The 12,307-nt window shown below is 40.1% G+C and carries 10 protein-coding genes; 1 reads left to right on the top strand and 9 read right to left on the bottom strand.

What is annotated here, in order from left to right; genetic code table 11:
• Nucleotides 1-177: 177 nt before the first annotated feature.
• Entirely contained in the window at nt 178-1,500 is a 1,323-nt protein-coding gene (locus tag F1325_RS03660) for a serine dehydratase subunit alpha family protein (protein ID WP_109371653.1), read from the top strand.
• A 213-nt stretch (nt 1,501-1,713) separates the two neighbouring features.
• Here the strand turns inward: F1325_RS03660 and yjiA are convergent, their stop codons facing one another.
• The 9 genes from yjiA to F1325_RS03615 form a co-directional block, all read right to left on the bottom strand.
• Nucleotides 1,714-2,694 carry a GTPase gene (yjiA, locus tag F1325_RS03655; RefSeq protein WP_109371655.1) on the bottom strand — a complete coding sequence of 327 codons (981 nt, stop codon included), beginning with the start codon at nt 2,692-2,694 and terminating at the stop codon, nt 1,714-1,716.
• A 22-nt stretch (nt 2,695-2,716) separates the two neighbouring features.
• Nucleotides 2,717-2,923, bottom strand: coding sequence for a YbdD/YjiX family protein (locus tag F1325_RS03650; protein WP_004245057.1), 207 nt, complete (start codon nt 2,921-2,923; stop codon nt 2,717-2,719).
• Nucleotides 2,924-2,983: 60 nt separating this feature from the next.
• On the bottom strand, nt 2,984-5,134 hold the full coding sequence (locus tag F1325_RS03645; protein WP_109371657.1) for a carbon starvation CstA family protein: 2,151 nt from the start codon (nt 5,132-5,134) through the stop codon (nt 2,984-2,986).
• A 336-nt stretch (nt 5,135-5,470) separates the two neighbouring features.
• Nucleotides 5,471-5,686: a TonB family protein gene (locus F1325_RS03640; RefSeq protein WP_160230002.1), complete on the bottom strand. Its 216-nt coding sequence runs from the start codon at nt 5,684-5,686 to the stop codon at nt 5,471-5,473.
• A gap of 72 nt (nt 5,687-5,758) precedes the next feature.
• A complete protein-coding gene (locus F1325_RS03635) occupies nt 5,759-6,967 on the bottom strand; it encodes an IS4-like element ISVsa5 family transposase (RefSeq protein ID WP_001339197.1) in 1,209 nt (402 codons plus the stop codon).
• 69 nt (nt 6,968-7,036) lie between these two features.
• On the bottom strand, nt 7,037-9,316 hold the full coding sequence (locus F1325_RS03630) for an energy transducer TonB family protein (RefSeq protein WP_160230001.1): 2,280 nt from the start codon (nt 9,314-9,316) through the stop codon (nt 7,037-7,039).
• A 15-nt stretch (nt 9,317-9,331) separates the two neighbouring features.
• Nucleotides 9,332-10,807 (bottom strand): DNA-binding protein, encoded by a 1,476-nt coding sequence (locus F1325_RS03625; RefSeq protein ID WP_109371661.1) that lies wholly within the window; start codon nt 10,805-10,807, stop codon nt 9,332-9,334.
• On the bottom strand, nt 10,801-11,556 hold the full coding sequence (locus F1325_RS03620; RefSeq protein ID WP_109371663.1) for a PP2C family serine/threonine-protein phosphatase: 756 nt from the start codon (nt 11,554-11,556) through the stop codon (nt 10,801-10,803). Before F1325_RS03620 ends, F1325_RS03625 begins: the two co-directional genes overlap by 7 nt.
• Entirely contained in the window at nt 11,556-12,224 is a 669-nt protein-coding gene (locus F1325_RS03615) for a vWA domain-containing protein (protein WP_227336451.1), read from the bottom strand. The genes F1325_RS03620 and F1325_RS03615 overlap by 1 nt, the downstream gene beginning before the upstream one ends.
• Between the last annotated feature and the right edge of the window lie 83 nt (nt 12,225-12,307).

Genomic DNA, 12,307 nt, shown 5'->3' with positions numbered 1-12,307 from the left:
CTTGTTTTTAACATAGAAAAAATTACCATTTTTAAAGTTAATAAGGGCAGTATTTTCTCAAAATTTGTACAATCTTAGTAAATTCAGAAAAAACTTTCTCCCATAAATTCAGTATGATGTTTGTATTAAAAATAGAATAACCCATTGAATTTTCATACTGTTTATTGGATGCATGCAATGAAAGAACAATTATCTTCTCGTTGGAAAATATTGATAGCGGCAGTTAAGCAACAAGTAAAACCCGCTTTAGGTTGTACAGAGCCTATTTCGCTTGCATTAGCGGCTGCAACAGCAGCACGTTACTTACAACACGCGATTACCCGCATTAGTGCTGAAGTCTCTCCTAATTTAATGAAAAACGGTATGGGCGTAACCGTACCAGGTACAGGCATGGTGGGATTATCCATTGCAGCAAGCCTAGGTGCCGTTGGTGGTGACAGTGAAGCAGGTTTAGAAGTATTAAAAAATACAACGCCTGAACACGTTGAACAAAGCAAAGCACTGTTAGCTGCTGGCATTGTGAATGTTTCAATTAAAAAAGAGTGCCAAGAAGTTCTATATAGTGAAGTGACTGTTGAAGATAGTGAAAACAGCGCAACTGTCATTATTGCAGGTAACCACACTAATATTGTTAAAATTATTCATAACGGTCATGTTGTTCTTGATAATACTTGTGCTGGCGCAGAACAGTCTGCATCACCTTGCGAAATAAAAGAAACGTTAACCCAAACCAACACTCAAGAAATTTACCAGTTTGTTACCCAAACTCCAGTAGAAGAAATTTCTTTTATCCTTGAGTCAGCACACTTAAATGATGCGCTATCAAAAGAAGGTTTGAACAATACTTATGGTTTACATATTGGGCAAACTTTACAACGCCAGCAACAGCGTGGCTTATTAGCAAAAGATTTATTATCAGAAATCATGATCCGTACTTCTGCTGCCTCTGATGCGCGTATGGGTGGTGCCGTTTTACCCGCAATGAGTAATTCTGGCTCAGGTAACCAAGGTATTGCCGCAACGATGCCTGTTGTCGTGGTTGCTGAATATTTACAAGTTGGCGAAGAGAAAATGGCAAGAGCATTAATGCTTTCCCATTTACTGGCTATTTATATTCACCATAAATTTCCTGCACTATCTGCGTTATGTGCAGCAACAACCGCATCAATGGGCGCAGCTGGTGCAATTGCATGGCTAATGGATGAACGTTACGAATCTATGGCTATGGCAATTAGTAGCATGATTGGTGATATCAGCGGTGTGATTTGTGATGGTGCTTCAAATAGTTGTGCGATGAAAGTCTCAACTGGTGCAAGTGCAGCTTATAAAGCTGTGTTAATGGCTCTAGATAACACTTATGTGACAGGTAATGACGGTATTGTCGCTCATGATGTTGATTCTACAATTGAAAATCTATGTGCACTAGCAAGCCGTGCAATGCAACATACCGATGTTCAAATTATTGAGATCATGGAATATAAAGCCGTTGCTAATGGCTAATTTGAGCGTTTAAAAAAAAACACCCCATAATATTGGTTATTATGGGGTGAAACATAAGATCCTAGGAACAGGATCCTCCTCAAGTCAGGAGCTTATCAATATTCGTTACTGCTATTTACGGCTACTACATTTCAACTACTACGTTTCAACGACTACGGTTACTTAACTACTTTACTTCTTACTGCTTTTTAACACTCACTACAGGGTATTAGGTTAATAAGCCTTCTCTTCTGTACTAGGCATCAATGCATCAAAATTGGCTCTTATCTCTTCTTCTGGTAATTGAATACCAATAAAAACCAATGTGCTTTGACGAGTTTCATCTTCATTCCACGGTCTATCCCAATCAGCACTATAAAGGCGTTGTACACCTTGGAATAACAAGCGATTAGGTTGGTCTTTAATATTTAATATCCCTTTATAACGCAAAAGATTATCAGCAAAGCTTAATAATAATTTTTCCATTACGTCTGAAACTTCTTGTAACTCAACAGGATAATCAAACTTTAGTACAATCGAATTAATGTCATCTTGCTTATCAGCCTGATAACGAAACAGAGGCTGTTTTACATCGAGGTTATCGTTCAACATAAAACCTTTTACGTTAAACAGTAATCCTAAATCAATTTGTCCATGGATCACGGTATGCACAGGCGCTCTAGCATTAATACGTCTTAATCGTGCCATTAATTCAGGAGAGGCTGGAGTGACATCTGTTTTCGTTAACAGAATGCGGTCAGCATAACCAATTTGTGATTGTGCAATCGTGAATTGATCCAGTTGTTGCTGAGCGTGAACATTATCAACAAGTGTGATAATGCCATCTAATAAGTAGCGCTGGCAGATGATCTCATGAGAAAAGAATGTTTGGCTAATAGGGCCTGGATCAGCCATCCCAGTGCATTCAATAACTAATCTATCAAATTCGATTTCACCGCGATCTAGGCTGTCACATAAATCTAATAGCGTATCTTCTAATTCATTCGATTTACTGCAACAAATACAACCATTGGTCAGTGTTTTAATTTGAGTGGCTCTATCACCAATGATTTCATCATCAATAGGGACTTCACCAAATTCATTTTCAATAACGGCAATTTTATAGCCATGCTCTTCATTAAGCATATGACGTAAAAGTGTTGTTTTTCCTGATCCTAAAAAACCGGTCAGTATTGTCACTGCAATAGGTTCCATCATTTATCTCCTTTACGGATCATTAGCAACAGCGAAAACCGCCTTTACCATCACCACCGCCATAACGGGCTTCCTGACGCTCACGGAAAAACTCGTTATAGGTCATAACAGGCTTATCTGGATGGTTATCTTTCATGTGTTGCACATAATTATCGTAATCAGGAATACCTATTAGCATACGTGCTGCTTGTCCTAGATATTTTCCAGCTTGTCCTAAATTACCAAACATAAGTTTCTCCTAAGCCCCGTACTGGCAAGCCAGCACGGGGGTTTAACCTATCAACCTAAATTAGTGACCTGAGGACACCTTTACATCTTTTGGCATAGGAACATACGGTGTTTCTTGTGATGTATCTTCTGGGTTTTTACGCGCTTTCATTGCGGTACGGAAACCGTAGAAAATGATGCTGTAAACAACCACTAAGAACAGAATACTTAAGCCAGCATTGGTATAGTTGTTAATTACAATATGATTCATATTGGTAATTTCAGCCGCAGTTAAGTCAGCACCACCTGCTAAGATCTTCGCTTTGTATTCATTTGCTAAGTAGAAGAAACCTTCCATTTGTGGATCATCGCTGAGAAGTTTCAGACCTAATGCCCATGTTGTACAAATTAATAACCATACTGCAGGAACAACTGTCACCCAGATATATTTAGTACGTTTCATCTTAACTAAGATAACAGTACCTAATACCAGAGCAACTGCCGCTAACATTTGGTTTGAAATACCAAACAGTGGCCACAAGCTCTTAACACCGCCTAATGGGTCAACAACACCTTGGTATAACAGATATCCCCATAATCCTACGCAACCCGCAGTACCAATCACACCCGGAATGAACGAGTTTGTTTTCTTCAGGTAAGGGATAAAGTTACCTAACAAGTCTTGGAACATAAAGCGACCGGAACGTGTACCCGCATCTAACGCCGTTAAAATAAAGAGCGCTTCGAACAAGATCCCAAAGTGATACCAGAAGCCCATATCCGCAGCAGGAATGATTTTATGGAATACCATCGCGATACCCACTGCTAAGGTAGGCGCACCACCAGCACGGTTTAATACAGAAGGCTCACCAATATCTTTCGCCGTTTGTAGAATTTCTTCTGGCGAAATAACAAAGCCCCATGAACTCACCGTTGCAGCAGTATGTACAGTCACTTCTCTTAACTGCTCCATAATAACTGCTGTATTTTCACCACCTAATTCATGAAGGTTTGGCATAGTAATACCTAAACCTGCTGGTGGTGTATTCATAGCAAAATACAGACCTGGTTCAATAATAGATGCAGCGACTAACGCCATGATCGCAACGAATGATTCCATTAACATTGCACCATAACCGATAAAACGCGCATCCATTTCATTGGCGATAAGTTTAGGTGTTGTACCTGAAGCAATCAGTGCGTGGAAACCAGAAACAGCACCACAAGCGATAGTGATAAATAAGAATGGGAATAAAGCCCCTTTCCACAATGGTCCTGTACCATCGACATATTGAGTAACCGCTGGCATTTTCAGTTCAGGGTTTAGGATAACAATACCAACGGCTAAACCAACGATAACCCCAATTTTCAGGAACGTCGCTAAGTAATCACGAGGAGCAAGGATCAACCAAACTGGCAGTAATGCAGAAACAAAAGCATAACCAATAAGACCAAAGGTGATGGTTGTATCTTTAAAGGTTAGCGCAGGCCCCCAGTATGGATCGTGAGCAATAACACCACCAAACCAAATCGCAGCAATCAGTAATACAATACCGATAACAGAGACTTCACCGACACGACCCGGACGGATATAGCGCATGTAGATACCCATAAACAGGGCAATTGGTACTGTTGAACAAACAGTGAACACACCCCATGGGCTTTCTGCTAATGCTTTAACAACGATAAGCGCAAGCACTGCAAGAATGATGATCATGATAAGGAAACAGCCGAATAAAGCGATAGTACCCGGAATAGGACCCATCTCTTTCTTTATCATCTCACCAAGTGAGTTACCATTACGGCGTGTTGAAATAAACAACACCATAAAGTCTTGTACTGCACCAGCAAGCACAACCCCAGCTAATAACCAAAGCGTACCCGGTAAATACCCCATTTGAGCAGCAAGAACAGGCCCTACTAAAGGACCAGCACCTGCGATAGCCGCAAAGTGGTGACCAAATAAAACATAACGGTTAGTTGGAACGTAGTTCAAACCGTCATTATTAACAACAGAAGGTGTTGCTCTAGTTGGATCAAGCTTCATCACTTTTTGAGCGATGTAAAGACTGTAATAACGATAAGCAACTAAATAAACGGCAACAGAAGCAACAACTATCCATAGTGCACTGACGTGTTCACCACGGCGAAGTGCAACCACTGAAAGACAAAAAGCACCAATAATCCCTAGGATCACCCAAGGTACGTGCTTTAAAAATGCATTTTTGTTCATGAGACACCTTTTTTTCAGGCAAGACCGAACAGCCAAAGAGTAATGCGAGACAGCTGAGAATGATTTGAGCGAATATGAGAGACAACTGCCCGCTACTACATAATAAGAAGAATGAGATATAAACAGTGCGACAAAATCGCTTAGCGGTTGTATAACGAATTAAGCGGTCTGTTTTCTAAGTTGAGTGGTTCTGTCTTTTTGAAAAGGCTATTTTTTTGTGATCTAGGTAACAATTTTATTTCTTTCAATAAGTTAGAAACTCACAAAATAGAAGAAACCCTCCTTTTCACTAACAAAAAAGGAGGTTTTTTATAACATTATTTAATTAAGTAGTAATTATTGGCTAAATTGAACGGATATCAAAAGCACATTACCTTTTCGAGCAGGTGAACCATTAAAATGCCATTGGTATGCAGCATCAATAACGGCATTATCTATGCTCATGTCACCACTGCCAGATTTCAATAGCACCACGGTAGGAACACCTTGAGGGTCAACATCAAGTTGTAAGATCATATCCCCTGTTTTAGGTGCTGTATCAGGTGCATTCACTTTCGGTAATGCCTGATCACTGCCTTTGATATTCGCTGATGAGAAATCAATACTAAATGCTGAGAGATCCCCTCATAATTTCCCCAAAGCGTAACCATGTGTGAATAAATTTTGAGCTAGTAGGGTTGCAGCCACGAGTAAGTCTTCCCTTGTTATTGTGTAGCCAGAATGCCGCAAAACTTCCATGCCTAAGCGAACTGTTGAGAGTACGTTTCGATTTCTGACTGTGTTAGCCTGGAAGTGCTTGTCCCAACCTTGTTTCTGAGCATGAACGCCCGCAAGCCAACATGTTAGTTGAAGCATCAGGGCGATTAGCAGCATGATATCAAAACGCTCTGAGCTGCTCGTTCGGCTATGGCGTAGGCCTAGTCCGTAGGCAGGACTTTTCAAGTCTCGGAAGGTTTCTTCAATCTGCATTCGCTTCGAATAGATATTAACAAGTTGTTTGGGTGTTCGAATTTCAACAGGTAAGTTAGTTGCTAGAACCCATGGCTCCTTTGCCGACGCTGAGTAGATTTTAGGTGACGGGTGGTGACAATGAGTCCGTGTCGAGCGCTGATTTTTTCGGCCTTTAGAGCGAGATTTATACAATAGAATTTGGCATGAGATTGGATTGCTTTTAGTCAGCCTCTTATAGCCTAAAGTCTTTGAGTGACTAGATGACATATCATGTAAGTTGCTGATAGGTTTCCAGTTTTCCGCTCCTAGGTCTGCATATTGTACTTTTCCTCTTACTCGACTTAACCAGTACCAACCCAGCTTCTCAACGGATTTATACCATGGCACTTTAAAGCCAGCATCACTGACAATGAGCGGTGTGGTGTTACTCGGTAGAATGCTCGCAAGGTCGGCTAGAAATTGGTCATGAGCTTTCTTTGAACATTGCTCTGAAAGCGGGAACGCTTTCTCATAAAGAGTAACAGAACGACCGTGTAGTGCGACTGAAGCTCGCAATACCATAAGTCGTTTTTGCTCACGAATATCAGACCAGTCAACAAGTACAATGGGCATCGTATTGCCCGAACAGATAAAGCTAGCATGCCAACGGTATACAGCGAGTCGCTCTTTGTGGAGGTGACGATTACCTAACAATCGGTCGATTCGTTTGATGTTATGTTTTGTTCTCGCTTTGGTTGGCAGGTTACGGCCAAGTTCGGTAAGAGTGAGAGTTTTACAGTCAAGTAATGCGTGGCAAGCCAACGTTAAGCTGTTGAGTCGTTTTAAGTGTAATTCGGGGCAGAATTGGTAAAGAGAGTCGTGTAAAATATCGAGTTCGCACATCTTGTTGTCTGATTATTGATTTTTCGCGAAACCATTTGATCATATGACAAGATGTGTATCCACCTTAACTTAATGATTTTTACCAAAATCATTAGGGGATTCATCAGTACTAAATGTCCGATTTGATTGCTCAACAACCTTGTTGTTTAGCGGCTTACGTATCACTTTACTATTAGGATCTGATGCTGGTATTACACGTTGAGCTAATTGAATCTGAGTTAGGTCATCACTGAGATAATCATCTGAAGGTTTAACTTCAATACCTTCAGGTAAATAACGCATATCCATTCGCGCTCGTAAGGTTTGATAGCGATCTAAGCGAGCGCCCTCAAGTGTATGTATCACCATTCTCATTTCTAACATTTGCATAAGCGAACCAACACTTTCTTTTGATTTTTGCTGTGAAGCTTTAGCAAATGCCCCTGCTGCAATTTCAGGATCTTCATCGAGCCATGTTATGCCCCATCCTAACCAGACATCTTCACGATCGGGTTCTAATGCGATGGCCTGTTCAAAATGAGTACGCGCATTGAGTAATAAAGTTTGCCAATATTTTTTCTCTTGAGGATAAATTTTAGGAGAATTGGCTAAATTGTTGGTTCCTACGTTGTAATATTGCAATTCAAAACGTGCCACTGTTCTCACGATATCGGCATTATCCTGATGAAGAGCGAGTTTTTCATTTAAAAAGCGAATACTGTTATCCCAACTTTCATGGTTATTTTTACCATTAGGCAATGTCTGCAACTCTTTTAAGATGGCTTGTAACGCAGCACGTTTTTCTTGCTGTTGTTGAGATAATCTAGGGTAATAAGATGAATAAGGATCATAGCTGGAGCGAGTTGCTTCTCTTCCATCATCTAATTCTGGCGCTTGCTTTTTCAGTTCTGTATAAGCATTTTCAGTCAGTGTTATCCCTTTTGCATCTTGTCTCGCATAAGCTTTAACCAGTTTTATCAATGTTGATTGTTGCTTAACCGCATACTCTTTCCAACCAAGACGGGTACTTTCAAAACGAACTGTCACACGTTGGCGATATCCGTCTTTGTTTGGCATAAAACGCCAATGACGAGCTGCTTTCACTGCTTGATCATCGAAAGCATCAACACCACTACTGTTTTGCACCCAAAGCCCTGAAATACGCCCTTGAGGATCGACATCAACGGATAAAATAACATCTGCACGAGGGATATATTTTCTGATTGTTGGATAACGGATCTCAGTTAAGTTTTTCACTTCATTAGGTGATTCAACAATTACTTCTCCGGGATACTCTTTTCCCATCATTGATTGCATTTCAAGATAAGTGGTTAAATCATTATTGATTGCATTACTCACTGGTAATCGCTGATTAGCAAGCTTAGTGACTTCTTCTGGTGGTGTACTGTTTTGTCGATAAAAACGATCTTCAATAACACGCGCTTGTAATATCTGATAAATCTGGCGCTGATTTTCAGTAAGCTCTGAAATTGCTTTTTCCAATAATTGTTGCGCTGAAATATCATTATGACCTTGATTAGCCTGTTTGAGCGTATCTGCCACCATTAAAGCTAACATCGCTTTTTCAATTTGTGCATCCAAAGAACGATGGGCGATATAAGTAAGTGATAAAACTTGCCATGCCTCAGGTGATAATGGCGCAACAGCAATAACATTAATACCTGATTGCGTTAATTGAGCATCATTACTATTTGAAAGAGAAGCTAATGCCTGAGCAACCATAATATCAGGTTGATTTAATAGCCAGTCACCATAAAAATTGAGTGTTTTTACAGCTTCCGCACGTTCTGTGGTTCCCTTGGTATAAACTAAATAAGCCTCTTTCGCTTTTGTCGCTTCAATCACATCATCGCTAAAATAATCTAATCCTGGTAAAGCAATTCGCACTTTCTCAATAGCGCTAATCGATGCCAGCGCTTTCGGTTGATTAGACCGAATAACGTTACGGATCTCATTTTCGCTATTAACAACAAAATAATGATAATTTTGCCATTCTGATTGTTCGATATTTTGTAAAACAAAACGACGGCGATCTTCTAATTCATTCGTTGGGATCACCGATAATGACACACTCAGCGCCATTAAAAGGACTAATCCACCACCACATAAATAGTAAATATTTTTAGCTCGCCACGATTGCAATAACATAACAATCGTCATAATAAGAGAGCCTAACCATAATCCCAGTAAGAAATTACGCTCATCAAAGCGAACAGATGAGGGGAGAATTTTACTATTAAAACTATCAATCAAGCTAAAGGTTGAAACTAAGAAGGCTGGCAACCAGAAAGGGAACAGTAACGTTATAACACCAATAATAATCAGGATCAGCTTTATTCTTTTTTTCATGTTATTTTCCCTAAATTATGGCTTTCTTTTCAAAATATGCATTGAAGGGAAAACAAAAAGAACTAACAAGATAATGGCTAAAACCATTAAAAACATCACACTCAACATCGTTATTAGTATTTGCTCAATATAATCCGCTTTAATTAAATCTGCGATCCAGCTAGAACCTAAACCACCGCTGGCTCCTTGTGGAATAAAATTCATCAGTAATAAACCCAAAAATACAGGGACTATCATGGCAATAGCGGTATGTAATATGACTTTGGGTACTTGATTTATTGCATTTTTAACCGTAATAAATATCGCTGGCGGTTGAATAGGTTTCGCTGGCGTAGTTTGAGTTGGCGCTTGTCGGATATTCGCATTTTGTACTCTTTTTTGACGAACTGGCTCACGTTGCGTTTGGTTTTGTTTCTGAGTAATTGCAACTTGCTGTAACTTCGCCTCTCTTGCACAAGCTGCGCAAGCTTTACCTGCAAAATGCTGGTGGTTTTTATCTTTTTGACAAATGACTAACTGTTGCTTTTCGGGTTGTGCATATTCATAAAGTGCTGTCGTCCATGTTTTTGCACTTGGTCTTTGCGAAGGTGTGCCTGAAAATGCTTTATCAAAGAGAGTTCTTAGCTTATCAGGTAATTGTTTATGTCCACTGGCGACATTTGGGGTGATCAAATTATGCGCCTTTATGCCATAACCATAAAAACGCCCCGCAATACGTCTTGGTATATCCGTAGGTACAGTGTCATTTTTAGGACGACCACTAAAAGGGTGGATACCAAAATTAAGCAACTGAAAAATAATAACGGCTAACGCAAATCGGTCTTGCCACTCTTCTTGAGATTCTGGAACAGTTTGTTTTGCTTGAAATTCAGGGGCAAGATATTCAACAGTAAATTGTCCGGCAGGAAAACGCGTATTATCGCCTTGGATACTAAATCCATCACAATCGAGAAGAGACATATACAGACTTGATTTATAAAACCGCAAATTCAGCGGTTTCATATCAATAATACGGTGCCCTTGCTGATGTAAAGCATCAATCAATGAGCAAAGGTTATATGCGAGACTCACTTTTGCCCCCATTCCTGTGGGTAAGCCATGCGCTTTGGCTTGGCGTTCTTGAAGAATGTATTCCAACTCAATAGTATTTTTAACATCAAGTTCAGGCATCACAAAGCCAACAAATTGCTTTTGGCTATTGTATAAACGTGCTTGAGGCCATGCGAGTTGGATAATAGGCGTATCGTTAACAGAAACGGGCTTTAATGCAGGTTCTAACTTCTGCATTGCCGTGATCTTTTTCAGATAATAGGCTTTATCAATTTTGTCATGATAAACTTTTGATACTTGGAAAGGTGCATTATTAATATGGCTAACGCTACCCGCACCACCGCTTTTTATCAAATCACCTATTTGATAAATCTTACCGTTTTCATCTTGTAATTGCCTAGATACTGGTTGAACTATCCCTTTCTTTCTCGCTTTTACCACAACTCTTCATCCCTGATGCAAATAACTAAGGTTTTATCATCGCCTGTGATCGAATGTGTTCGAGGATCAGCTAAAGTCCCTGCTAACGCCTCACTTCCACTATCTTCTGATACGGTTTTTAAATAACGAATAACTGGGGTGATAAACGGTTCATAAAGGGCATCACCCGCTTTATTCATGGCAAAAGGTTGTACACCATCAGACATCAAAATAACTTGTTTTACTGGTTTATTTAGGGGAATAACGCGTAAATGCGCTTCCCAATTTTCTGACGTCACAAACCAAGTTTGATTCGCATATTCTCCATTTTCAGGTTGTGATACATAACTTGTACCATCACAGTATTCCACCACAGCAATACCATCACCCAAATGGAATAAATAGCCACTATCATCACCAACCCAACATGCAACCAGTGTTGATGCATATTCATTAAGCGCACACTGCTTTATTTCTGCATATTCAGCCAGTTGGAGGCGAATATCTTCAATAAGTTGTTTAGCCCCTTGTGTTATCTGTTTTTCGGTTAACAAATCAATGTTTGGCCACTCTGTAATACGTAGCGTAAATAACCGAGCAACGAGCTGAGCACCTTGTTCACTATAACGAGAAGAACCAGCACCATCACAAACAGCAGCGATAAGATATTCACCTTTACGACGAATAAAATAAGCATCCTGACAGGGAATTTGACGTTCTTGATGGGCAATGCCTGTCACAGATGCCCCATAAGCTAACCAATCATTCATCAAACAGGTACACTCGCCCAAGAATCAGTTGAAGGTAATTGTGCTGTGCCACCCGGTGTTGATTGAGAAACCACCTGCATACTGGCGCTTAGCCACAAGAACAGTTCTTTAAATTGCAGCCCTTTAAGCATTTTCACACCATTAACACCATTACGGCTAAAGCTTCCCATGACTTCTGCTGATGCGCCATCAACCATAATCGGAAACACCGCTGTTTTTTGGCTTTCTTCTGCTTGGCGACAAAGCTGTGCAGCCTGTTCCCATTGATCTGTAGGAACACCATCAGACATTAAAAATAGCCAAGGTCGTGTATAAGCAACACCCGCTTGTTTAAAGCGCTGTTTTTCTGCTTCAATTTCTTCAAGCGCTAAAGTAATGGCTTGTCCCATTGGGGTTGTGCCATTAGCTTCTAAAACAGGGGCTGTAAAATCCATAGCATCTTTCCAATCACCATGAACCGTACATTGGTCATATCCGCCGTATTCAATCACTAAAATACGGACACGTTTAGCCGCAATCACATCGTTTTTGAGTTCTTGTTCGAGTAATTTAAGCCCTTCATTTAATTGTTGAATAGGTTGACCATACATACTGCCAGAGCTATCTAGCACTAAGATCAGAGGGGTACGTTGTTCACTGTTATCAACCAAGGCTACGTCAGGGATCATGGGATGCTCCATCATTCAGTTATTATTTTTCATGATAATGATTAATGTAACATAAAGACGCAAAATTCATCAGAAAGAAAAAA

It is taken from the genome of Proteus columbae (genome assembly GCF_009914335.1).
In the GTDB taxonomy this organism is placed as follows: domain Bacteria; phylum Pseudomonadota; class Gammaproteobacteria; order Enterobacterales; family Enterobacteriaceae; genus Proteus.
This window is presented reverse-complemented; position numbering and strand designations above follow the sequence as displayed.